Origin of the sequence: Streptomyces sp. NPDC086989 (assembly GCF_044745505.1) — a bacterium.
Taxonomy (GTDB): domain Bacteria; phylum Actinomycetota; class Actinomycetes; order Streptomycetales; family Streptomycetaceae; genus Streptomyces.
Genome location: NZ_JBIVAL010000001.1, coordinates 546,411 through 570,376, shown reverse-complemented (window position 1 = coordinate 570,376; position 23,966 = coordinate 546,411). Strand labels below are relative to the sequence as shown.

General features: G+C 71.3%; 17 protein-coding genes and 1 pseudogene. 8 read left to right on the top strand and 10 right to left on the bottom strand.

What is annotated here, in order from left to right; genetic code table 11:
- Positions 1-108: 108 nt before the first annotated feature.
- A complete protein-coding gene (locus ACIPK4_RS02710; RefSeq protein ID WP_054226792.1) occupies positions 109-1,137 on the bottom strand; it encodes an aspartate-semialdehyde dehydrogenase in 1,029 nt (342 codons plus the stop codon).
- A gap of 250 nt (positions 1,138-1,387) precedes the next feature.
- On the opposite strand from ACIPK4_RS02710, the gene ACIPK4_RS02705 reads away from it, so the two are divergent.
- Entirely contained in the window at positions 1,388-2,869 is a 1,482-nt protein-coding gene (locus ACIPK4_RS02705) for a M28 family metallopeptidase (RefSeq protein ID WP_402308781.1), read from the top strand.
- A gap of 78 nt (positions 2,870-2,947) precedes the next feature.
- Here ACIPK4_RS02705 and ACIPK4_RS02700 read toward each other — a convergent pair whose 3' ends face one another.
- Both ACIPK4_RS02700 and ACIPK4_RS02695 read right to left on the bottom strand, forming a co-directional pair.
- Positions 2,948-6,277, bottom strand: a complete 3,330-nt coding sequence (locus ACIPK4_RS02700; RefSeq protein WP_402308779.1) for a S8 family serine peptidase — start codon at positions 6,275-6,277, stop codon at positions 2,948-2,950.
- 274 nt (positions 6,278-6,551) lie between these two features.
- Positions 6,552-7,118, bottom strand: coding sequence for a CGNR zinc finger domain-containing protein (locus ACIPK4_RS02695; protein WP_402308777.1), 567 nt, complete (start codon positions 7,116-7,118; stop codon positions 6,552-6,554).
- A 141-nt stretch (positions 7,119-7,259) separates the two neighbouring features.
- Between ACIPK4_RS02695 and ACIPK4_RS02690 the strand changes: the two genes are divergently transcribed.
- The gene (locus ACIPK4_RS02690) at positions 7,260-7,718 is read left to right on the top strand and encodes a VOC family protein (RefSeq protein WP_402308775.1); all 459 of its coding nucleotides are present in this window, start codon (positions 7,260-7,262) and stop codon (positions 7,716-7,718) included.
- A 23-nt stretch (positions 7,719-7,741) separates the two neighbouring features.
- On the top strand, positions 7,742-8,644 hold the full coding sequence (locus ACIPK4_RS02685) for a pyridoxamine 5'-phosphate oxidase family protein (protein ID WP_402308773.1): 903 nt from the start codon (positions 7,742-7,744) through the stop codon (positions 8,642-8,644).
- Here the strand turns inward: ACIPK4_RS02685 and ACIPK4_RS02680 are convergent.
- Both ACIPK4_RS02680 and pepN read right to left on the bottom strand, forming a co-directional pair.
- Positions 8,620-9,579, bottom strand: coding sequence for a hypothetical protein (locus ACIPK4_RS02680; protein WP_402308771.1), 960 nt, complete (start codon positions 9,577-9,579; stop codon positions 8,620-8,622). The two genes, ACIPK4_RS02685 and ACIPK4_RS02680, sit on opposite strands and share 25 nt — an antisense overlap.
- 158 nt (positions 9,580-9,737) lie before the next feature.
- Positions 9,738-12,335, bottom strand: a complete 2,598-nt coding sequence (gene pepN, locus ACIPK4_RS02675) for an aminopeptidase N (protein WP_402308769.1) — start codon at positions 12,333-12,335, stop codon at positions 9,738-9,740.
- A gap of 124 nt (positions 12,336-12,459) precedes the next feature.
- Here pepN and ACIPK4_RS02670 point away from each other — a divergent pair, with 124 nt between their 5' ends.
- Positions 12,460-13,107 carry a DsbA family protein gene (locus tag ACIPK4_RS02670; RefSeq protein WP_054226798.1) on the top strand — a complete coding sequence of 216 codons (648 nt, stop codon included), beginning with the start codon at positions 12,460-12,462 and terminating at the stop codon, positions 13,105-13,107.
- A gap of 156 nt (positions 13,108-13,263) precedes the next feature.
- On the opposite strand, the gene ACIPK4_RS02665 is transcribed toward ACIPK4_RS02670, so the two are convergent.
- The 3 genes from ACIPK4_RS02665 to ACIPK4_RS02655 all read right to left on the bottom strand — a co-directional run bounded on the left by ACIPK4_RS02665 (position 13,264) and on the right by ACIPK4_RS02655 (position 17,137).
- Positions 13,264-13,920, bottom strand: a complete 657-nt coding sequence (locus tag ACIPK4_RS02665) for a superoxide dismutase (RefSeq protein WP_402308767.1) — start codon at positions 13,918-13,920, stop codon at positions 13,264-13,266.
- Between the two features lie 187 nt (positions 13,921-14,107).
- Positions 14,108-15,517 (bottom strand): amino acid permease, encoded by a 1,410-nt coding sequence (locus ACIPK4_RS02660; RefSeq protein ID WP_402308765.1) that lies wholly within the window; start codon positions 15,515-15,517, stop codon positions 14,108-14,110.
- Positions 15,518-15,730: 213 nt separating this feature from the next.
- Positions 15,731-17,137 (bottom strand): amino acid permease, encoded by a 1,407-nt coding sequence (locus ACIPK4_RS02655; protein WP_054226801.1) that lies wholly within the window; start codon positions 17,135-17,137, stop codon positions 15,731-15,733.
- Between the two features lie 285 nt (positions 17,138-17,422).
- On the opposite strand from ACIPK4_RS02655, the gene ACIPK4_RS02650 reads away from it, so the two are divergent.
- Entirely contained in the window at positions 17,423-18,004 is a 582-nt protein-coding gene (locus tag ACIPK4_RS02650; protein ID WP_327283442.1) for a biotin transporter BioY, read from the top strand.
- Between the two features lie 101 nt (positions 18,005-18,105).
- On the opposite strand, the gene ACIPK4_RS02645 is transcribed toward ACIPK4_RS02650, so the two are convergent.
- Positions 18,106-19,539: an amino acid permease gene (locus ACIPK4_RS02645; RefSeq protein WP_402308763.1), complete on the bottom strand. Its 1,434-nt coding sequence runs from the start codon at positions 19,537-19,539 to the stop codon at positions 18,106-18,108.
- Positions 19,540-19,759: 220 nt separating this feature from the next.
- Between ACIPK4_RS02645 and ACIPK4_RS02640 the strand changes: the two genes are divergently transcribed.
- Together ACIPK4_RS02640 and ACIPK4_RS02635 are read left to right on the top strand one after the other, a co-directional pair.
- Positions 19,760-20,245: a ribose-5-phosphate isomerase gene (locus ACIPK4_RS02640; protein ID WP_054226804.1), complete on the top strand. Its 486-nt coding sequence runs from the start codon at positions 19,760-19,762 to the stop codon at positions 20,243-20,245.
- A 67-nt stretch (positions 20,246-20,312) separates the two neighbouring features.
- A complete protein-coding gene (locus ACIPK4_RS02635; RefSeq protein WP_402308760.1) occupies positions 20,313-21,119 on the top strand; it encodes an Fpg/Nei family DNA glycosylase in 807 nt (268 codons plus the stop codon).
- A gap of 107 nt (positions 21,120-21,226) precedes the next feature.
- Here the strand turns inward: ACIPK4_RS02635 and ACIPK4_RS02630 are convergent.
- A pseudogene (locus tag ACIPK4_RS02630) lies at positions 21,227-22,463 on the bottom strand (GNAT family N-acetyltransferase).
- Between the two features lie 144 nt (positions 22,464-22,607).
- Between ACIPK4_RS02630 and ACIPK4_RS02625 the strand changes: the two are divergent.
- On the top strand, positions 22,608-23,723 hold the full coding sequence (locus ACIPK4_RS02625) for a PP2C family protein-serine/threonine phosphatase (protein ID WP_376204119.1): 1,116 nt from the start codon (positions 22,608-22,610) through the stop codon (positions 23,721-23,723).
- The last annotated feature ends 243 nt before the right edge of the window (positions 23,724-23,966 follow it).

Below are 23,966 nucleotides of genomic sequence, written 5' to 3'. Positions count from 1 at the left end.
GGGTGTGTTTTTTGTTTTGCGGGTTGGCGGGCGGCCGGGGCCGGGGCCGGGGGGGGGGGGGGCCCCCGGCGGGGCCCCCCCCTCCGCCGTGTCCGCGGGTCCGCCGGATCAGCCGCGGAGCTCCTGCGCGACGAGCTCCGCGATCTGGACCGCGTTCAGCGCCGCGCCCTTGCGGAGGTTGTCGTTCGAGAGGAACAGCGCGAGGCCGTTCTCGACGGTCTCGTCCACGCGGATGCGGCCCACGTACGAGGCGTCCCGGCCCGCAGCCTGGAGGGGGGTCGGGATCTCCGAGAGCTCGACGCCCGGGGCGTCCTTCAGCAGCTCGTACGCGCGCTCCACGCTGATCGGGTTCGCGAAGCGGGCGTTGACCTGGAGGGAGTGGCCGGAGAAGACCGGTACGCGCACGCAGGTCCCGGAGACCTTGAGCTCCGGGATCTCCAGGATCTTGCGGGACTCGTTGCGGAGCTTCTGCTCCTCGTCGGTCTCGAAGGAGCCGTCGTCGACCAGGTTGCCCGCGAGCGGCACCACGTTGTACGCGATCGGGCGCTTGTAGACGGCCGGCTCGGGGAAGTCCACCGCGCCGCCGTCGAAGGTCAGCTGGTCGGCGGCCTCGGAGACCGCGCAGGCCTGGCCCTTGAGCTCGGCGACACCGGCCAGGCCGGAGCCGGAGACGGCCTGGTAGGTGGTGGCGACCATAGCGGTCAGGCCGGCCTCCTCGTGCAGCGGGCGCAGCACGGGCATCGCGGCCATGGTGGTGCAGTTCGGGTTCGCGATGATGCCCTTGGGGCGGTCCTTGATCGCGTGCGGGTTGACCTCGGAGACGACGAGCGGCACCTCGGGGTCGCGGCGCCAGGCGGAGGAGTTGTCGATCACGACGGCGCCCTGGGCGGCGACCTTCTCGGCGAGGGCCTTGGACGTCGCGCCGCCCGCGGAGAAGAGCACGATGTCGAGGCCGGAGTAGTCGGCCGTGGAGGCGTCCTCGATGGTGATCTCCGTGCCCTCCCAGGCGAGGGTCGAGCCCGCGGAACGGGCCGAGGCGAACAGCCGCAGCTCGTCCACCGGGAACTTGCGCTCGGCGAGGATGCCGCGCATGACTCCGCCGACCTGTCCGGTGGCTCCGACGATTCCGACCCTCACGGTGACTCCTTCTGGTACGTACGACGCGGGCGCGTGAAGCCATCATGCGTTCGACCCCACGAGGCTTGTCCAATCCATTGTCCGAGGAACGGACGGTGTCCCGGATGTGAACCCCCGTGACACGTTCGTGGCGGGCGTGTTGCACCCCCTCCGAGCGCCCGGTTCGTCCGGTCGCGGCCGGTTACGGTCCGTTCCGTCGCGTCCGTTATCCGGACGGATGTTCCGTACATCGAACTCGGGGAGAACCACCGTGCGCGCCATCCGCCACCGCCGCCGGTCCATACCGGCACTCGCCGCCCTCGCGGCCACCGCCGTCGCCGCACCCGTCCTGCTCGCCGCCACCCCGGCGGCCGCCCACCCCCGCGAGGGCAGGCTGGCCAGGGAACTGGTGACGGATGTCACCGCCCGCGGCGCCTACCGCCACCTGGCGAAGTTCCAGCAGATCGCCGACGCCAACGGGGGCAACCGCGCCGCCGGCACGCCCGGGCACGCCGCCTCGGCCGCCTACGTCCACGACACGCTGGAGGAGGCCGGGTACCAGGTCTCGTACCAGGACTTCGACGTCTTCGAGGCGCACACGAGGACGGAGCGGGCCACCGTCCTCGGTGCGGCCCCGCGGGAGCTGCCCACCGCGGCCTTCACCTTCACCCCGTCGACGCCGGCCGGCGGGCTGACCGCCCCGCTCGCCCTCGCCCGGGTCGACGAGACCCCGGGCTGCGACGCCGCCGACTATCCGGCCGGGGCCTTCACCGGGAAGATCGCCTTGGTCAAGCGGGGTGCGTGCACCTTCGTGGAGAAGCAGAAGGCGGCCGCCGCCGCGGGTGCGGCCGGCGTGATCGTCTACAACCACAGCGGCACCACCCCGGTCCGCAGCGGGTTCTCCTCGCCCGCCGAGGGGGTCATCCCGAGCGCCGGGATCACCCTCGCCGACGGGGAGGCGCTGGCCGCGGCCGCCGCCGGGGGCGAGGTGACCGTACGCCTGGAGCTGGACCAGGAGCACGTGAAGAGGACCACCCGCAACGTGATCGCCGAGACGAAGGGCGGCCGCTCCGACCGCGTCGTCACGGTCGGCGCCCACCTGGACTCGGTCCCCGAGGGCCCGGGCATCAACGACAACGGCTCCGGCTCGGCCGGCCTGCTGGAGGTGGCCCTCCAACTCGCCCGGGAGGGCGCGAACACGAAGGGCAAGGGCCCGGCGAACAAGGTCCGGTTCGCCTGGTGGTCGGCGGAGGAGCTCGGCCTGCTGGGCTCCGAGCACTATGTGGCGCAGCTGTCCGCCCGGCAGAAGAAGGACATCGCGCTCTACCTGAACTTCGACATGATCGCCTCGCCGAACCCGGTGCAGTTCGTCTACGACGGCGACGACTCGGACAGGACCGGTGAGGGCGCCGGACCGGCCGGGTCGGCGCAGATCGAGGCGCTCATCAACGGCTTCCTCGACAAGAAGGGCAAGCCGCACGAGGGCAGCGACTTCGACGGACGCTCCGACTACGGCCCGTTCATCGCGAACGGCATCCCGGCCGGCGGCACCTTCACCGGCGCCGAGGGCGTCAAGACCGCCGAGCAGGCCCTGCGGTACGGCGGCACGGCCGGGGCCCCGTACGACCCCAACTACCACGGGGCGGGCGACACGCTGAAGAACCTGGACCTGAAGGCCTTCGACACCAACCTGGACGTCATCGCCCACGCGGTCGGCACGTACGCCCAGGACCTGAGCTCGCTGGGCAGGTAGCCCCTGGCCCCCGTGGGGGAAAAGCCCGGAGGGGCGGTGCTCGGTGAGCGCCGCCCCTCCGGTGTTCACTCCGTGGGATTACGGGGTGACCTTCTCGATCTGGACGCTGCCGGTGCCGGCGGCGGTGCCGCGGCCGTTGAGCAGCTTGACCTCGCCGAAGAACTGACGGCCCTCGGGGGCCGGGGCGGCGGCGAGGACGTTCGCCGTGACGGACGCCGAGGCGCCGTTGGCGAGGTTCACCGCGGCGGCCCCGTCGACCTGGACGGAGCCCAGGGCGGAGGAGAAGTACACGTCGCGGTAGTTGTACGTGGTGGAGCCGGACGGAACCGCGTAACCGGCGACCTCGATGGTGTAGGTGCCGGCGGCCGGGTTGAGCAGGGTCACGGCCTCCTCGGAGTCGCCGTCGGCGGAGGAGCCCACCTTCACGCCGTCCTTGAGGACGGTGAGGTCGAGGTCGGCACCGGTGTCGGAGACACCGCCGATGGCCACGTCCAGACGGGAGACGCCCTCACCGATGGTGACGGTGCTGGTCTGGGTCTCGCCGTTGGCGATGGTCGGCTTGGCGACCTTGGCGGAGCCGAGCGGGCCGCCCTGGAGCTTGCCGCCGGAGATGGCCGCGGCCTCGTTCTTGATCGTCCACTGGACCGGGGCGGGGGTGCCCTGCTTCACCTCGGGCAGGACCTTGACCGCCGGGTCGAAGGCCGCACCGAGGACGGAGACGTCCAGCTTGAACGGGTTGTCGAGCAGCGGCGACGTACGGCGCGACTCGACCTCGATCTCCCAGACGCCCGGCTGCGGGTTGTCGTACGAACGCAGGTCGGGGCGGCACTTGTTGGCCGGGTTGTCGTAGTTCGGGTAGCACTGGGTGGTCGCGCTGTCCTCGACGCCCACACCGTAGGGGTGGATCGAGATGAAGCGCGTCTGGCTGCCCGCCGCGAGACCGCCGAGGGCGACCTCGAGGGACTTCGCGCCCTGCGGAACGGTGACGAAGTACGACTTGTGGCTGTTGCGCTGGACGGACGAGGTGTCCGACAGCGTGAACGACGGCTTCGCCAGCGGGGTGGAGGCGACGACCGTGGTCAGGATCTGCTTGTCGATGCCCTCGCTGGTCTCGTCGTCCAGCTGCAGGATGCCGCTGTGGACGCCGGCCGACTTGGGGTTGGCCTCGACCTTGATGGTGACCGGCTTGTTCAGCGGCAGCGTGACGTAGTCGTAGCCGCCGACGACCTTGAACGTGCCGTCGTTGTTGCGCCAGGTCAGGTCGTGACGGGTGCCGTACTTGACGCCCGTGGTGCGGGTGACGACGACGTCGTAGACCTTCTTCTGGCCGACCTTCAGGCCGCCCTCGCGGTCGTAGAGGCCGGTGCCGAAGCCCGGGGTCTTGAGGAACTGGTCGATCGCGGTGTCGACCGGGGCCTTGACGGTGAACTCGTTGGCCTTGGCGCCGCGCTGGAGGGACTCCCACGCGTCGACGATGTTGATCAGACCCGCGCCCTGGGCGTGCGCCGGGACGTCGGCGATCTTCTTCGCGGTGCTGGTGAGCGCCACGCGCAGGCTCGCCGGGGTGACCGCGACGTGCTGCTGCTTGGCGGCCGAGAGCAGCAGGGCGCTGGCGCCCGTCGCCTGCGGCGAGGACATCGAGGTGCCCTGCAGCATCGAGTAACCGGCCGGCAGGCTGTAGCCGGCCTCCTTCACCGGGGAGCCGGGCAGCCAGGTCTGCGTGGTGTTGATGGCCGCGCCGGGGGCGGTGATGGTCGGCGTGAAGCCGCCGTCCTCACGCGGACCGCGCGAGGAGAACGGGAACATGTTGTACTGCTTGGTCACGCCGGAGCCGTAGTTCGCGGCCCAGGTCTCCTTGGAGACCGCGGCACCCACGGAGATGACCTTGTCCGCGAGACCGGGGTCGCCGATGGTGTTGACACCGGGGCCCTCGTTGCCCGCCGAGATGACGAGCTGGACACCGTAGGTGTCGATGAGGTTCTTGTAGAGCTCGGCGCGGGCGTTGTTGCCGTCGTTCAGCGCCGGCAGGCCGCCGATGGACATGTTGACGATGTCCACGCCGCGGTTGACGACGAGGTCGATCATGCCCTCGGTCAGCGCGACGTTGGTGCAGCCGCCGGACCAGGAGCAGGCGCGCGAGGAGACGATCTTCGCGCCGGGCGCCTCGCCGTTCATCTTGCCGCCGAAGAGGCTGTTGGCGGCGGTGATGCCGGCGACGTGCGTGCCGTGCTCGGACTCGATGATGCCGATGTTGACGAAGTCGGCCTTCTTGCCGACCCAGTCCCCGCCCAGCGGGTCCATCGGGACGTCCTTGCGGATCTGGATCACGAACGGGATGCGCTCGGCGACGTCGGTCGCCGGGTTGTCCGTGCCGAAGTAGCCGATCTGGTAGCCGTCCTTGTACGGCTTCATCGGCTCGTTGTTCGTGAAGTCGCCGTCCTGGTCGGTGTCGACGCGGACGGTGCCGGCGGCGGGGTCGTAGAGCATGCCGAACCGGTCGGTGGTGTCCCCGTCCCGGTTGACGTCGCCCTTCGCGTCACCGGTGGCGGTGATCGACTCGCTGAAGCGGCTCCACTGGTACGACCCCTCCGGGGCCTTCCAGCTCTGGCCGCCCGCGGTGAAGGTGCCGCCCGTGGCCGTGACCGGGGTGATCTGGGCCCGCCACGTGGCGTCGTTGTCCGTGATCGGGTCGGTCGCGGTGACCCAGTCGACGATCTTGCGCTCGCCGGTGGTGGTCTTCTGGAGCGCCGGGTGGCCGAGGTCGACGCCCGAGTCCAGGATGCCGATGGTCACGCCGCGGCCGTCGGCCTGCGGGTTCTTGGCGACGAAGTCCACCGCGCCGGTCTCGAAGGACGGGTTGTACGGGTTCTTCGCGGGGGTGTTCTTGTCCGGCCCGGGGTAGGTCTCGGCGGCGGTCCTCTTCGCCGAGCCCGAGTCCTTCCCGCCGTCGGGGCGCGGGTCCGACAGCTGGATCTCGTGCTTGAGGTCCATGGCGTGCACCGAGGACAGCTTGGCGGCCGCCTTCAGCGCGGCCTCGGCCTTGCCGGTGGGCAGCGTGGCCCGCACGTAGCCGAGCTTGTCGTTGGTCTGGCCGACCGAAGCACCCTGGACCGCGGTCAGCTGGTCCGCGACCTGCTTGGTCTGGCCCGGGGCGGTGGCCACCATGACGGTGACGGTCGCGTCACCCTTGGCCTTGGCCTCCTGAAGCAGCTCGGCGTCCGCCGAACCCATCTTCTGCTCGGCGGACTTGACGGCCGGGCCGGTGCCCGGGGTGCCGCCTCCGGTGCCGGTCGCCGCGAACACGGGCATCGCGCCCGCGGTCGCCAGCGCGGCGACCAGGCCGGCCGCGGCCGCGACGCGCGCGACGCGTCTGGCCCCGGATATGGAGCTGGGGGATTCGAGGGTCATCAGCATCCCTGGATAAGTGAAAGATACGGTCCGGATTTCGGTGCCGGATGACCGGTCAGCTTTGCGCAAGTGACAGCTGTTTGGGGAGCGTTGTCATTGACCGAGACCTGACATGGCGGACTCTCGCCAGATCGGAGCATGCGCCATCGAGGCCGTACCGGGGCGTAGGGGTGCGAATCGCAGGGGGTGAAGAGTTGATTTATCGACTTCCCGACCTCATTGCGAGGATGTTGCGGTGCTCGGTGTCAGATCGGGTGTGACAACTTCCGGGCTGTCAGCGCACGCGCGTGCGCGCGTAGTGCCGCGAGGCCTTCGCCCGGTTTCCGCACACGGACATCGAGCACCAGCGCCGGGTGCCGTTGCGCGAGGTGTCGTGGAAGTGCAGCACGCACGTCTCGGAGGCGCACTTGCGGATCCGTTCGGGCGTCGTGCCCAGCAGTTCCAGGTAATCGCGGGCGGCCGTCCAGGCCGGCCCCCAGGCCGGATCCGCGAACTCGGCGCGCTCGCCGGGGCCTTCGGCGGTCAGGGTGGCCCGGATCCGTCCGTGTTCCAGGACGGCGTCGATCAGGGCGCGCGCGCTCTCGTCGGCCGGGTCCGCGACCGCGCGGGCGAGTGCCTCGCGGGCGGTCAGCAGGTGGACGAGCGTCGCCGCGTCGGCGCGGAAGCGGTCGGCCAGCCCGGTGCTGCGCAGCCATACCGCGAGCCCCTCGAGGCGGGTCAGCCCGAAGGCGCCGGCGAAGAGGTCGGTGATCTGGCCGTCCCGCATCCAGCGCGTGTTCAGCAGGTCCAGGGAGACCGGCTCGCCCGTCAGGGGGCGGGGGTCCGCCGCCTCTGTCGCCATGTCGCCGCTCCTTCGTGCGCGCCTGCTAACCCCTCAAGGGTACGTGGCCGGTTGACACCGTCGGCTCTAACCCTTTACTTTGATTTAGAAGGTTAGATTTGAGTTCGAACCGATGAGTGGAACCGATGAAAGGGGGCAGCCGTGACGGCTGTCATCAGCAAGCTGCGCACCGGGCACGTGGGCCTGAACGTCACCGACCTCACCCGCTCCCTCGCCTTCTACCAGGACGCACTCGGCTTCGAGCTGCTGGGTGAGGGCAAGGAGGAGGACCGCCGCTTCGCCTTCCTCGGACAGGACGGCGAACTCGTCCTCACGCTCTGGCAGCAGGCCGACAGCGGGTACGCCACGGCTGCGGCCGGACTGCACCACCTGGCGCTCGCCGCCGCGACCATCGAGGAGGTCCGGGCGTACGAGGAGCGGCTGCGCGGGCTGGGGGTGGAGTTCGCGTACGACGGGGTCGTCGCCCACGGCGAGGGCAGGGCCTCCGGCGGGATCTTCTTCCACGACCCCGACGGCACCCGTCTGGAGATCTCCGCACCGGCCGGCGCCGAAGCGTCGCCTGCTCCCACCTCGGGGGCTCCGACCTGCGGGTTCTTCTAGACGCTCCGACAGGAGGCGGCATTATGGACCGGTACCACCAGGGCTCGCTGGCCGTGCAGGAACGCGTCGGCGTGCGCGCCCTCGCGGATCACGTCGGCCGTTCGATCGGCACGGGCATCAAGGACGTCGCCGCGGCCTTCCTCGAGCTCCAGCCCCACCTGGTCGTCGGCGCCGCCGACGGGGCGGGACGGCTGTGGGCCTCGCTGCTCACCGGCCCGCCCGGCTTCGTCCGGGCCACCGGTCCGCACCGGATGGCGGTCCGCGGCGGACCACCGGCCGGGGACCCCCTCGCCGAGGCGCTGGCCACCGAGGGCACCCGGGTCGGGACCATCGCCCTCGATCCGCGCACCCGGCGCCGGATGCGGCTGAACGGGACCGTGGAGGTGACGGCGGGCGGGTTCGCGGTCGCGGCCGAACGGGTCTTCGCCAACTGCCCCAAGTACCTGCAGAGGCGGCAGCCGCTGGAGGTGATCACCGAAGGGGCCGGTGTCGTGCGGCTCGGGGGTGCGCTCACCCCCGGCCAGGAGCGGGCCGTTCGGGCCGCCGACACCTTCTTCGTCGCCACCACCGCCGAGGGCGGGACCGATGCCAGCCACCGAGGCGGCATGCCGGGCTTCGTCGAGGTGCTCTCGCCGGTCGAGCTGTCCTGGCCGGACTATCCGGGCAACGCCATGTTCCTGACCCTGGGGAACCTGGCCGCCGATCCGCGGGCCGGGCTGCTGTTCCCCGACTGGGAGAGCGGGGCGGTGCTCCAGCTCAGCGGGCGGGCCCGGACCGAGTTCGGCCCCGACGGCAGCCGGAGCGTCCGCTTCCGCGTCGAGGCCGTGGTGGAGGCGCTGCACCCCGGGCGGCTGCGCTGGAGCGCCCCGGAGTACTCGCCGGCCAACCCGGCGCTGCCGCATCACCGCGGGAGTACGACCAGGTAGGCGGCGGGCTCGCGGTCCGCGGAGGCCGTCAGGGCGGTCCGGACGACCGCGGCCTGCTGCTCGGGCCAGTCGCGGAGCTTGCGCGGGGTGATGTGCAGGACGGTCACCCCGAGCCGCTCCAGGGTCTCCCGCTTGCGGACGGCCTCCGAGAACTCCTCGTCCTCGCCCTGCCGCGGCGCGCGGGTGTCGATCTCCAGCGCGACGGACTGCTCCGGCCAGAACGCGTCGACGCCGCCCAGGTGCGGGCCGCCCGGCAGCCGCAGATCGACGTTCCAGACCGGCTCGGGGAGCCCGTAGCCCCGTACGAGCTGGTACAGCCGGTCCTCGGCGAGGGCCCGGCCCTCCGCGAGCAGCGACTCGACGGCGTCCACGACGTGGGGACGGTTCAGCAGCCGGGCCACCGTCAGCTCCCGTACGACGGCGGCGGGTTCGCAGTGCCCGCCGCGCACCGCCTCGCTGAGCAGGCGGCGTACGGTGCCGGCGTCGGCGAGCTGCCCGACCGCGTCCGCCAGGGCCCGGGCCACGGGGGCGACGGGCAGCCCGGTCAGCTCCTGCGGGTGGGGCGGGGTGTGCGTGCGCACGATCCGTACGGTGCCGACGGAGCGCAGCCGCCGGGTGTGCGGCACCAGCACGTCGATCCGCGTGAGCGCGAGCAGCGCGGGCGCCGAGGCGAACCGGTACAGCGCGAGGGCCGCGAGGCCGGTGATCATGGCCTCCCCGCCGCGGCGGCCGGCGTACAGCAGGGCCGCGTGCAGGCGTTCCTCACTGGTCGCGGCGCCGGGGTGGAGGAGGAACACCCCCGGCAGGATCTCCTGCCAGGGCCGCCCGGCGGCTTCGGAGGCGCTGACGCCGTGCTCGCGGAGCTGGGCGAGGCTCATCACGCGGGGGCTGCTGCCGGTGAGGTGGGCGAGGGGGAGGGGCGCGTTGTGGTTCATGCGGCGGAGATTCCCGCTCGCCCCGGCCCCGCTAACCCCTGTTACGTTCTCGTCGACAAATCCGGACAAGCCCGCACTAAAGTACGGCCGTTCGAAAGCCGATACCGTCGTTCGCCTCCCCCGGCGGGGCCGGTCGGCCCGACCCCGCCGGACAGCCCCTAAACCGCCGCGGAGGCCCCGCCGGAGGCCGCGTCACAGGCCTGCGCACGCAGCGCGCGGGCCAGGTCGTCACGGGCCTCCAGCACCAGGCGGCGCAGCGCCGGAGCGGCGTCGGCGTGCGCGGACAGCCAGGCGTCCGTGGCGGCGAGCGTCGCCTCGGAGTCCTCCAGCGACGGGTACAGCCCCTTCACCACGTGCATGGCGATCTGGATGGACCGCTGCGTCCAGATCCGCTCGATCACCTCGAAGTAGCGCCCCGCGTACGGCGCCAGCAGCGCCCGCTGCGAGGACTGCTGCATACCGGCGATCGTCGCCTCCACCAGCGCGTTCGACAGTGCGTCCGACTCGACGACCGCCGCCCACGCCTGGTCCTTGACCGCACCGGACGGCCGCGCCGCCAGGCACCGCACCTGGTGCCGCTTGCCCGACGCCGTGTCGTCGCGCACCAGCTCGGCCGTCAGTACGGCCTCGTCCACCGCGCCGTGCGCGGCCAGCGGCAGCAGGAAGTCCCACCGCAGCTCCTGGTCCACCTCCAGCCCGTCGATCCGCGCCGACCCGTCCAGCAGCCCCAGCAGCAGCTGGAAGTCGCCCTCCGTCGCCGCGCTCGCCGCGAAGAAGCGGGCCCAGGTCAGCTGGTGCTCCGAACCCGGCTCCGCCCGGCGCAGCTCCTGGAGCGCGACCGCCGACAGCACCCGGCCGCCCTCCTCGCGCCAGTCGGCCGCCGCGTAGTGCGTTACCGCGGTCAGCGCCTGCGAGTGCAGCATCTGGAGCACGCCGACGTCCGTCTCACGGCCGGAGTGGGCCAGCACCAGGGCGACGAAGTCGCGCGCCGGCATCAGGCCGTCGCGCGTCAGGTTCCACAGCGCCGACCAGCACAGCGCCCGCGCCAGCGGATCGGCCACGTCCCCGAGCCGCCGGCGCAGCGTCTCCAGCGAGCCCTCGTCGAAGCGCATCTTGCAGTACGTGAGGTCGTCGTCGTTGACCAGCACCAGGTCGGGCCGCTCCTGCCCGGCCAGCTCCGGCACGGCCGTCCGCACGCCCGCCACGTCCGCCTCGGCCCGGGCGTAGCGCACCAGCGAGCCGCCCTCCAGCCGGTACAGGCCGACCGCGACGCGGTGCGGGCGCCCCGCCGACGGCGTCGGCTGGCCGGGCAGGGCGTCGGCCTCCTGGACCACGGCCAGCTCGGTCACCCGGCCGCCCGCGTCGTACGTCAGCACCGGAGTCAGCACGTTCACGCCGGCCGTCTGCAGCCACGCCCGCGACCACTCGGCCATGTCCCGCCCGGAGACCTCCGCGAGGACCGACAGCAGGTCGTCGAGCGTGGTGTTCCCGTACGCGTTGGCCTTGAAGTAGCGCCGCGCGCCCTCCAGGAACGCGTCCCGCCCGACGTACGCGACGAGCTGCTTGAGCACCGCCGCGCCCTTGGCGTACGTGATGCCGTCGAAGTTGAGCTTCGCGTCCTCCAGATCGCGGATGTCGGCCGTGATCGGGTGCGTGGAGGGCAGCTGGTCGGCCCGGTACGCCCACGCCTTGCGGTTGTTGGCGAACGTCACCCACGCCTGGTCGAAGCGGGTCGCCTCCACCTGGGAGAACGAGCCCATGAAGTCCGCGAAGGACTCCTTCAGCCACAGGTCGTCCCACCACTTCATGGTGACGAGGTCGCCGAACCACATGTGGGCCATCTCGTGGAGGATCGTGTTGCAGCGCCGCTCGTACGCGGCCCGCGTCACCTTGCCGCGGAAGATGTACTCCTCGCGGAAGGTCACCATCCCCGGGTTCTCCATCGCGCCCAGGTTGTACTCGGGCACGAACGCCTGGTCGTACTTCCCGAAGGGGTACGGGTAGTCGAAGTGCTCGTGGAAGAAGTCGAAGCCCTGCTTGGTGACCAGGAAGACGTCGTCCGCGTCGAAGTGCTTCGCCAGCCCCTTGCGGCACATCGCGCCCAGCGGGATCGTCAGGTCCCCGCGCGTGTAGGTGTCCGTCACGTAGTGGTACGGGCCCGCCACCACACAGGTGATGTACGTGGAGATCGGCGCGGTCTCGGCGAAGCGGCGGGTCAGGCCCTCGCGGGACTCCTCGGCGCCGTTGCTCCAGACGTGCCAGCCCTCCGGCGCCGTCACCTCGAAGCGGTAGGGCGCCTTCAGGTCGGGCTGCTCGAAGTTCGCGTACACCCGGCGGGCGTCGGCCGGCTCGTACTGCGTGTAGAGGTAGACCTCGCCGTCCTCGGGGTCGACGAAGCGGTGCATGCCCTCGCCCGTCCGGCTGTACGCGCAGTTCGCGTCCACCACCAGGACGTTCTCGGAGTCCAGCCCGGTCAGGGCGATCCGTGCCCCGTCGAAGACGGCGGCCGGGTCCAGGGCGCGCCCGTTGAGGGTCACGGAGTTCACCGACGGGGCGACGAGGTCCGCGAAGGTGGCCGAGCCGGGGGTCGCCGCCCGGAAGCGGATCGTGGTCACCGAGCGGAAGGTCCGGGGGCCTTCGGCCGGTTCCGCCTCGTCCACGGCGGACGTCAGGTCGAGGGCGACCTCGTACCCGTCGACGGACAGCAGCTCCGCCCGCTCGCGGGCCTCGTCACGGGACAGATTCTCTCCGGGCACGTGCACTCCTTCGTGCGTGATCGCGATACCTGATCGAATCCTCGCACGGGGGAATGCGCGAGGTCCTGGCCTGGTTGGGGAGGGGGAACACGACCACCGATGCCCACGTGACCCGAGGAGAGACATGGCCGACACCCAGGTGCGCGAGAAGACCCCGGTCGACTTCTGGTTCGACCCGCTCTGCCCCTGGGCCTGGATGACGTCCCGCTGGATGCTGGAGGTCGAGAAGGTCCGCGACGTCGAGGTGCGCTGGCACGTGATGAGCCTCGCCGTCCTCAACGAGAACAAGCTCGAAGAGCTGCCCGAGCGCTACCGCGAGATCCTCGGTCCCAAGGGCTGGGCCCCGGTCCGCGTCGTCATCGCGGCCCAGCAGAAGCACGGTGAAGAGGTCACCGGCAAGCTGTACACCGCGCTCGGCACCCGGATCCACAACGAGGACAAGGGCGCGACCCGCGAGGTCATCGCCGAGGCGCTGGCGGAGGTCGGCCTGCCGGCCGAGCTGCTCGCCTACGCCGACTCCGACGAGTACGACCAGGTGCTGCGCGACTCCCACAACGACGGCATCGAGCGCGTCGGCCAGGAGGTCGGCACCCCGGTGATCTCCGTACCCGGCGCCGAGGGCGACGACGTGGCGTTCTTCGGACCGGTCGTCACGCCCACCCCGCGCGGCGAGGCCGCCGCCCGGCTGTGGGACGGCACCCTGCTGGTCGCCTCCACCCCCGGCTTCTACGAGATCAAGCGCACCCGCACCAAGGGCCCGTCCTTCGAGTAGGTCTGCCGGTCCGCCCGCACACGCAGAAGACCCCCGCACGTCACGTCCGTGCGGGGGTCTTCCGTCGAACGCCCCCTACGCGAAGGTTGAGAAGACGATCACGAGGCGGGGGCGCCTCCCGGCCGAAGGCTGGGGGAGGGCTCGGTGGGGCCGGGATCAGCCCTTGACGGGGATCAGCAGCGGGGTGTTCGCCTTGGCGTCGGCGTAGCGCCTGGCCACGTCCTGCCAGTTGACGACGTTCCACATGGCCTCGATGAAGTCCACCTTCTGGTTCTTGTACTGCAGGTAGAAGGCGTGCTCCCAGGCGTCGAAGACGAGGATCGGGGTGCTGGCGACACCGACGTTGCCCTGGTGGTCGTAGACCTGCTCGACGACCAGGCGACCGCTGACGGGCTCGTACGCGAGCACGCCCCAGCCGGAGCCCTGCGTCGCGGAGGACGCGAAGGTCAGCTGCTTCTTGAACTTGGCGAAGGAGCCGAAGGACTCGGTGATGGCGTCCGCGAGCTCGCCGACGCCGTCCGCAGCGGTGGGCTCGCCGCCGCCCTCGCCGGTCTTCGGGCTGGCCATGTTGTGCCAGTAGATGCTGTGCAGGATGTGGCCGGAGAGGTGGAAGGCCAGGTTCTTCTCCAGGCCGTTCAGCGCGCCCCAGTTCTCCTTGTCGCGCGCCTCCTCCAGCTGCTCCAGCGTGGTGTTGGCGCCCGTGACGTAAGCCGCGTGGTGCTTGTCGTGGTGCAGCTCGATGATCTGCGGGTTGATCACCGGCTCCAGGGCCGCGTAGTCGTACGGAAGCTCAGGAAGCGTGTAGATGGCCATGCGTGTTATCCGGTCCCCTCAGCGTGCCAACTGCTTATTGCAATCAATGCGCAACTGCACGCTAGCAGTATCTATTCCGGAGATCACGTAAGGGTCACCTCTGCGAAACGCGGGTGGGTCCCGAATCCGTGAAACGCGGGTGGGCCCCGTGCGAACGCACGGGGCCCACCTGGGGAACGGGGGTGTGTCAGCGGGCGGTCGCCGCCCGGCGCTGCATCACGTAGCCGGTCGCCGCGAGGGCCAGCGTGAGGCCGCCGGTGAAGACCACCTGGACCCGGGTGTCCTCGCCCAGGACCATCAGGACCAGGACCCCGGCCACTCCGGCCAGCGCCACCCAGGTCAGGTAGGGGAAGCCCCACATCTTCACGACGAGCTTCCCGGGGGCCTCCCGCTCCAGCCGGCGCCGCAGCGTGAACTGCGAGACGGCGATGAAGCCCCAGACGACGAGGATGACCCCGCCGACCATGTTCAGCAGCCAGGCGAACAGGGTGTCCGGGTACCAGTAGGACAGCAGCACGGTGACGAAGCCGAACCCGCAGGAGGCGAGCACCGCGCGCCGCGGCACCCGGCCGCTGACCTTGCCCAGCGCCTTGGGGCCCTGGCCGCGTGCGACGAGCGAGTAGGCCATGCGGGAGGAGCCGTAGATGTTGGCGTTCATCGCCGAGAGCAGGGCGATCAGGATGACCACGTTCATGATCTCGCCGGCGGCCGGGATGCCCAGGCGGTCCAGGGTGGCCGCGTACGGGCCCTGCTCGGTCACCGCCGGGTCGTTCCACGGCAGCAGCGTGACGATGACCAGCATGGAGCCGACGTAGACGATCGCGATCCGCCACATGGTGGTCTTCACGGCCCGGGCCACGCCCTTGACGGGGTCGTCCGACTCGGCGGCCGCGATGGTCACCGTCTCCAGGCCGCCGTACGCGACGACCGACGCCAGCAGCCCGACCAGCAGGCCGTCCGTGCCGCCCGGCAGGAACCCGCCGTCGTGCACCAGGTGCGCGGCGCCGGGGGCGGACGTGCCGGGCAGCAGGCCGAGCACGGCCAGTACGCCCAGGCCCAGGAACAGCGCGATCGCACCGATCTTGAGCGCGGCGAACCAGAACTCGAACTCGCCGAAGTGGGAGACGGCGGCCAGGTTGGTGCCGCAGAACAGCGCCATGAAGGCCAGCACCCACATCCACGACGGGGTGCCGGGGAACCAGCCGGTCATGATGTGCGCCGCGCCGATCGCCTCGATCGCCACGCCCACGCACAGCAGCGTCCAGAACATCCAGCCGGCGGTGAACCCGGCCCACGGGCCGATGGCCCGGTCCGCATGGACGGAGAAGGACCCGGAAGCGGGGTTCGCGGCGGACATCTCGCCGAGCATCCGCATCACGAACATCACGAGCAGTCCGGACACGGCGTACGCGATCACGATCGAGGGACCCGCGGCGGCGATGCCGGCGCCGGAGCCGACGAAGAGCCCGGCGCCGATGACTCCGCCGAGGGCGATCATCGAGAGGTGACGCTGTTTGAGGCCGTTGCCGAGGGGGGACCCCGCGCCGCCCGAGGGGGGAGCGTCCTGGACGCGCGGCGCGGTGGATGTCTGACTCATGAAGGTGGTGCCTGTCCGGTGTGCGGGTGGACGGGAGGAAGTGCCCCAGTCTCACCCGTGTCCGATCAACGGACCCGCAATGTCCGTTATCCGGACAGCGGGATGACCGCCGGTGATCGTCCCCGTACTCTCGCGGCAGGACGCCGCAGGCGCGACAGGCAACGGCCCCGCGCTTCCGGCGCAGGGGCCCGCTCCTTCACCGCCGACGCGGGATCACGCCTTCGGCGCCCGGATCTCGCGCACCCACGCCACCACCAGCACGGCGGCGGCCGCGCCCGCGGACCACAGCAGCTGCGGCCGCGCCGAGTCGTCGAACAGCATCAGCACCAGCACCGCCGCCATGCCGAGCAGCGCCGTCCACGTCAGGTACGGGAAGCACCACATCCGCAGCGTGAGGCGCTCCGGCATGTCCCGCTCCAGCATGCGGCGCAGCCTCAGCTGCGAGACCGCGATCAGCGCCCACACGAACAGCAGCACCGCGCCGACCGCGTTGAGCATGTAGAGGAAGACCGTGTCCGGCCACAGCAGGTTCAGCACCACCGAGACGAATCCGAAGGCCACCGAGGCGAACACGGCCCGTCGCGGCACCCCGCCGCCGGACACCTTCAGCAGCGCCCCGGGCGCCTCGCCGCGCTCGGCCAGCGAGAACACCATGCGCGAGGACCCGTACAGGTTGGCGTTGAGCGCGGAGAGCAGCGCCACGAACACCACGATGTTCATGATCTGGCCGGCCGCAGGGATCCCGATCGAGTCCAGGACCGCCACGTACGGGCTCTGCCCCGGCTCCAGCGAGTCCCACGGCAGCAGGGTCACGATGACCAGCATCGAGCCGACGTAGAAGAAGAGGATGCGCCACACCGCGCTGCGCACCGCGCGGGCCACGGACTTGGCCGGGTCGTCGGACTCGGCGGCCGCGATGGTGACGACCTCCAGGCCGCCGAAGGCGAAGATCACGGCGAGCATGCCGGCGACCACCCCGCCGAAGCCCTCGGGGAAGAAGCCGCCGTGGCCGGTGAGGTTGGCCATGCCGACCGGATCGGTGTCGGGGAGCAAGCCGAAGACGGCGAGGGTGCCGAGGACCAGGAACAGGACGATCGCGCCGACCTTGAGGGCCGCGAACCAGAACTCGAACTCGCCGAAGTTCTTCACGGCGGCCAGGTTGCTCACGGTGAAGACCACCATGAAGATCAGCACCCACACCCACTGGTCCACGGCGGGCAGCCAGCCGTTCGCGATCTTCGCTGCACCGGTGGCCTCCACCGCCAGCACCACGACCAGCAGGAACCAGTAGAGCCAGCCCGCCGAGAACCCGGCCCAGCGGCCCAGCGCCCGCTCCGCGTACACGGAGAACGACCCGGAGGCGGGCATCGCCGCCGACATCTCGCCGAGCGCGCGCATCACCAGCATGGCCAGGGCGCCCGCGAGCAGGTAGGAGCAGATGATCGCGGGCCCGGCGATGCCGATGCCGGCGCCGGAGCCGACGAACAGCCCGGCGCCGATCACGCCGCCGAGGCCCAGCATGGTCAGGTGGCGCTGCTTGAGGCTGTGGCTGAGGGGTTCCACCGGCAGGTCGGGACCGACGGGGCCGGTTGGAGGAGTGGTGGGCAAGCGGTCGCGCATGAGTGGATGCTCGTACTCTCGTGCTCGGCAGCGGCGGTGGGGGCTCCGCATTGGATTGGCGGGACCCTACAGTCTCGCCGGACGGCGCCCATCCGCGCAAAACGGACGTGTTGTCTGAATCTGGCTCGTGACGCGGATCACTCCCTGTCAGGTGTGAACCGGCCCCTTTGTGCACTCCCCACCAAACCGGTGAGTAGGGCTTTGTCCCGGCCGGAGGCGGGGCGGCGCGCGGCCGCGCACTAGCGTCGGTGATCGTCCCGTCACCCTCACTCCGCGGAGCCTCCGATGAGCACTGCTTCCGTCTCCTTCCGCCCCGGCGCCGTCCTCGCCGACCTGCTGCCCGCGAGCCGCGTCCGCGATATCGCGCTCGTCGTCGGCGGAGCCGCACTGACCGGCCTCGCCGCGCAGATCTCCGTGCCCGTCCCCGGCTCCCCGGTCCCGGTCACGGGCCAGACCTTCGCGGCCCTGCTGGTGGGCACCGCGTTCGGCGCCCGCCGCGGCTTCCTCTCGCTCGCCCTCTACGCGCTCGCCGGCATGGCGGGCATGCCGTGGTTCGCGGGCGGCACCTCCGGCGCGGGCGGCGCCTCCTTCGGGTACGTGCTCGGCATGCTGCTCGCCGCCACCGTCGTGGGCGCCCTGGCCCGCCGTGGCGCCGACCGTTCCGTCCTCCGTACGGCGGGCACGATGGTGCTGGGCTCCGCGCTGATCTACGCGGTCGGCGTGCCGTACCTGGCCCTGTCGACCGGGATGTCCTTCGGCGCGGCCGTCGCGGCGGGCCTGACCCCGTTCCTGATCGGCGACGCGCTCAAGGCGGCGCTGGCGATGGGCCTGCTGCCCGCGACCTGGAAGCTCGTCGGCCGCAAGTAGCCCCGTACGGCCGCAGCGGCACGCAGGTGCGCGGCCCGCGCCAGCGGCAAGCACGGCAGCCCCGGACCACCACGTGGTCCGGGGCTGCCGTGCATCGTGGCCTAGGCGCGTGCGGCGGCCTTGCGGCGTATGTCGCGCACCACGCCGATGACCAGCACGACGGCGGCGACCAGCAGCGACAGCATGACCGTCTCGCGGTTGTCCTTGTCGTAGACCATGTAGCCCAGGACGAAGGTGATCATCGCGGCGGTGGCCCACGTCAGGTACGGGAAGAGCCACATCTTGACCGTGAGCTTCTCCGGCGCCTCGCGCACCAGGATCTTGCGCATCCGCAGCTGGGTCAGGCAGATGACCAGCCACACGAAGAGCGCGATCGCACCCGAGGAGTTCAGCAGGAAGCTGAAGACCGTGTCCGGGGAGGTGTAGTTGAAGTAGACGGCGGCGAAGCCGAAGACCACCGAGCCCAGGATCGCGGCCGTGGGCACGCCCTTCTTGTTGACCTTGGCGAAGACCTTGGGCGCGTCACCGCGCTCGCCCAGCGAGAACGCCATGCGGGAGGCCGTGTACATGCCCGAGTTCAGGCAGGACAGCACGGCGGTCAGGACGATCACGTTCATGATCTGGCCGGCGTGCGCGATGCCGATGGAGTCGAGGGCGGCGACGTACGAGCCCTTGTCGACGATCGACTTGTCGTTCCACGGCAGCAGGGTGAGGACGATGAAGATCGAGCCCAGGTAGAAGACGCCGATGCGCCAGATCACCGAGTTGGTGGCCTTGGTGACCGCGCGGCGCGGGTCCTCGGACTCGCCGGCCGCCAGGGTGACGATCTCGCTGCCCATGAAGGAGAAGACAACCATCAGCACACCGGTGAGGATGGAGCCCCAGCCGTTCGGCATGAATCCGCCGGCGTCGGTGAGGTGGGCGAAGCCCGCACCCGGGTTGTCCGAACCCGGCAGCACGCCGAAGACGGCGAGCATGCCGACGATGACGAAGGCGCCGATGGCGACGACCTTGATGCCGGCGAACCAGAACTCAAACTCGCCGTAGGAGGAGACGGACCCGAGGTTGGTGATCGTCAGGACCACCATCACGATCAGGGCCCAGCCCCACTGCGGGACGGCCGGGACCCAGCCCTCGAGGATCTTCGCACCGGCGGTCGCCTCCACGGCGAGCACGACGACCCAGAAGAACCAGTACAGCCAGCCGATGGAGAAGCCGGCCCAGCGGCCGAGCGCGCGGTCGGCGTACGCGGAGAAGGAGCCGGAGTTCGGGCTGGCGGCTGCCATCTCGCCCAGCATCCGCATCACGAAGACGACCATGGCGCCGACGAGGAGGTACGAGATCAGGATGGCGGGGCCGGCCTTGGCGATGCCGCCACCGGAGCCGACGAAGAGGCCGGCGCCGATGACGCCGCCAATGGCGATCATGGACAGGTGGCGGTTCTTGAGACCGGCCTTCAGACCGTCTGAGGGCTGCGTGTCGCCGGAGTTACCGGACGGGTCGCCTGCCTTCTGAAGGGTCGTCGTGGAGCTCATGGACGGATCCTTAGGTTCTCGGGTTGCGAGCCCGGGCATTCAAACCTGAGATGAACGCGGGACGGAAGACCTCAGTCCGGATCGTTGCTTTAGGACGAACATCCAGGACCGGGGTCCCGCCCTGTCCCATCTGCGTTCTTTGGGTTTACTTGAGCTTTAGAAGTGACTTACGCGACACCCTGCCGCGGTCTGCGGGGGGTGCCCGTGCCACACTCGTGCCATGCGCGTGTACCTCGGATCCGACCATGCCGGCTTTGAGCTCAAGAACCACCTGGTGGACTGGCTCAAGAACAACGGCCACGAGCCCGTCGACTGCGGGCCCCACATCTACGACGCGGTGGACGACTACCCGCCGTTCTGCCTGCGCGCCGCGGAGAAGACCGCCGCGGACGCCGACAGCCTCGGCATCGTCATCGGCGGCTCCGGCAACGGCGAGCAGATCGCCGCGAACAAGGTCAAGGGCGTCCGCGCCATCCTGGCCTGGAGCGTCGAGACCGCGAAGCTCGGCCGTGAGCACAACAACGCCAACGTGATCTCCGTCGGCGGCCGGATGCACACGCAGGACGAGGCCGTCTCCTTCATCGAGGCCTTCCTCGCGACCCCGTACTCCGGCGAGGAGCGCCACACCCGCCGCATCGAGATGCTCTCCGCGTACGAGCAGACCGGCGAGCTCCCCCCGATTCCGGCCCACCACCCGCAGGGCTGACCTTCCGCCTCGCCGTGCCGCCGGAGCCCCCGGCGGCACGGCCGTTTCCAGACGTAGGAGCAGTGCCGTGCCCGAGGGGCATACGATCCACCGCCTCGCCCAGGACCACACCGAGCGCTTCGCCGGACGGCCGGTCCGGGTGAGCAGCCCGCAGGGCCGGTTCGCGGAGAGCGCGGCCCTGCTCGACGGGCGGCACCTGGAGAGCGCCGAGGCGCACGGCAAGCACCTCTTCCTGGAACTCGGCGACGCCTGGATCCACATCCACCTCGGGCTGTTCGGCAAGCTCGGCTTCGGCCCCGCCCCGGCGCCCCCGGCCACCGACACGGTCCGGCTGCGCCTGCTCAACCCGGAACACTGGGCCGACCTGCGGGGCCCCACCGCCTGCGCCCTGATCGGCGAAGCCGAGAAGAAGGCGATACACGAACGGCTCGGCCCCGACCCGCTGCGCCCGGCCGACGACCCGGACCGCGCCTGGAAGCGGATCTCCCGCTCCCGCACCACCGTCGCCGCGCTGCTGATGGACCAGAAAGTGATCGCGGGCGTCGGCAACGTCTACCGGGCCGAGGTGCTCTTCCGGCACGGCATCGACCCGTACCGGCTGGGCAAGGACCTCACGCGCGGCGAATGGGACGCCCTGTGGGCCGACCTGGCGGTGCTCATGCGCGAGGGCGTGCGGAACAACCGGATCGACACCGTCCGCGACGAGCACCTGCCCGGGGCGATGGGCCGCCCGCCCCGCGTGGACGACCACGGCGGCGAGGTGTACGTGTACCGCAGGGCGAACATGCCGTGCCACATCTGCGGGGCCGAAGTCCGCAGCGCCGACCTCGCGGCCCGCAACCTCTTCTGGTGCCCGACCTGCCAACAGCGCTAGCCGCGCGGAACGCGACGGCCCCGGCCGTGGCCCGGCCCCGTCTCCGGGAGGCCGGGGCCGGGCCGCGGCCGGGGAGGCCGACCGGGGAAAGCCGGCCGCGGGTTCGGCTAGAAGCCGTGGGGGAGCCAGGGGGAGACGTCGGACGTGAAGGCCCGCGAGGCCGCCGTCAGGGCGCCCGGGCCCAGCTCGCGCACCCGGCCGGCCGCCGCCAGCGAGCTCAGGGTGATCCCGCCGAGGTACGCCGAGCCCAGTTCCCGGACCGACAGCTCCAGCTCCGCCGGGTCCGCGGTCCGCGTACAGCGGGCGTCGCCCCGTCCGTCCGCGACGAGCCGCCACCGGCCCTCGTTCCACGGGCAGAACGCGTCCTCGACCTCCATCACCACGTCCAGCGGGCCCGCGTACGTCCGTGCCTCCAAGGCCGCCGGCAGGTCCACCAGCCTCAGGTGCAGGGAGTCGCGCGGGCTCGGCCGCGACCGCCTGATGTCGCTGACCAGGTGGAGCAGTGGATCGTCCACCGGCCGCCTGCCCGCCCGTACCGTGGACGTCAGGTCGAGCTCGAAGAGGTAGCGCCACAGCGCGGCCGTCACCGCCGGGTCCAGCGCGTCGAGATCGGCCACCTCGACCTTGCCCTCCGGGCCCTGCGGCGCCCAGTCGGCCCTGACCCGGTAGCGGGCGTACCCGGCCACCTCGCCGTCCGCCCGCTCCGCCACCACGCACTTCAGCGGCGAAGCGCCCTCGCGCGCCGCCTCCGGGTCGAGCACCGCCAACTGCTCCCACCCGGGCTGCCGCGCCGGCATGCCGGGCCGCCGCGCGACCAGCTGCGCGTACACCTGCTCGCAGTCCGGCAGCGCCTTCTGCGGATCGACGAGCCGCAGCCGGACCTCGTCCGTCCCCGGCGGCAGCGAGAGCCGTACGCGCGTGGTGTCGACGGTCACGGACAGCGCGTACGTCGCCGTGCCGTAGCCGAAACGCCCGTAGATCGCCGGCTCCGAGGCCGTCAGCACGGCGAGCGGCTCGCCACCCGCCCGGACGTCGTCCAGCTGACGGCGCATCATCGACGTGAGCACCCCGCGCCGGCGGTGCGTGGGCGCGACCCCCCACCATCGTGACCCCGGCGGCCGGCACCAGTGCCCCGCCCGGCACCGACAGGCGGAAGGAGAAGGCGCCGGCCGAGCCGACGCAGGTACCGCCGTCCCAGACGCCCAGCGAGCGCCCGGGCTCCGTCAGGGACCGGTAGAGATCTCTCTCCTGACGGGATTCCGGCACCCCGCCGAACGCCAGTTCCAGGTGGTCGTACCAGACATCCCACTCATCAGCCTGCAATACGCGCATCTCAAGAGCCATACGGCCATCCTTACCAGGGCATTCCGTCCCAGTCGACGGATTTTCGACCAGCCGGGAGCCCCGGGTCCGGGGGTCCCCCTGCGCGCGCACAGCCATGATGGATAGGGTCCCGGAGCAATGGCCGGAGCACGCAGGGAATCGCTCATGGCCCGGTCGCGCATGCTGTCGCACCGGGCCCGCACCACGCTGCGCAAATCCGCCGTGGACTACTTCCGCGGCGACGCCTCCGACTGGCTGGCCTTCGCCGGACTCCTCCTGACCGTGCCCGCGATCGCCTGCGGCACGCTCATGCTGCCCGTCTGGTTCTCGCCGTCCGCCCTCGTCCTGCCGATCGTCGCCGGCGGCCTGCTGCTGCGCCCCGCGAGCCTGCTCGCCCTGTACGCGGCCTCCGCGGCGGCCCTCATCGTCGAAGCCCTGGTCCTCGGGCCGTACACCCAGGGCCCGGCGCGGGTCACCCCGGGCACGGTCCTGGTCGTGGCCGCCTGCGGCTTCTTCGGGCTCGCCATCGCACAGTTCCGCAGCCGCGTCGGCGTGCCCTGGCGGCGCGGCGGCACCATGCTCTTCGACCTCCGCGAACGCATCCGGGTCCAGAGCAAGCTGCCCGCCCTGCCGCGCGGCTGGCACCGCGAGATGGCCCTGCGCCCGGCCGGGGGCCAGTCCTTCTCCGGCGACTTCGTCGTCGCCGCCCGCACGAACGGCGGCCGCACCCTGGAGATCGTCCTGACCGACGTCTCCGGCAAGGGCATGGAGGCCGGCTCCCGGGCACTGCTGCTGTCCGGCGCGTTCGGCGGCCTGCTCGGCGCCCTGCCGCCGCACGGCTTCCTGCCCGCCGCCAACGGCTACCTGCTCCGCCAGGACTGGGACGAGGGCTTCGCCACCTCCATCCACCTCGTCCTGGACCTGGAGACCGGCGACTACGAACTCCTCTCCGCCGGCCACCTGCCCGCCCTCCAGCTCTCCGCGGGCACCGGCCGCTGGCAGGAGAAGTCCGGCGAGGGCCCGCTGCTCGGCGTGTACGACGGCGCCGAGTTCGAACCCGCCCGCGGCAACCTCCGCCGCGGCGACGTCCTCATGCTCTTCACGGACGGCCTGGTCGAAACCGCCGACCGAGACATCAGCGAGGGCATCGACCGGCTCACCGGCGAAGCCGACCGCTACGTCGCCGCCGGCTGGGAGGGCGCCGCCTGGCACCTGATCGAAAAGGTCGCCAAGGACGTCAACGACGACCGGGCCCTGCTGCTCATCCGCCGTTCGCCCTGAGTCGCCGACGAGCCGTCGGTACCCGTCGGCGGACCCATCGGCGGCGTGTGGGCGGGCCTGTGATCGGACCCGTCAGGGGGCCTGTGGGCGGGGCCTGCGAGCGGAGCCGTAAGCGGACTGTCAGTGGCCGGTGGCAGCATCGCAGGGCGCTGCCGGCCGCCGGGCGCAAACACCTTTGTGTTTGGGGCGAACGCGGTGCAGACTGATCGCCGTTGAATCATTCGAACGGGTTCAACTTTTTTC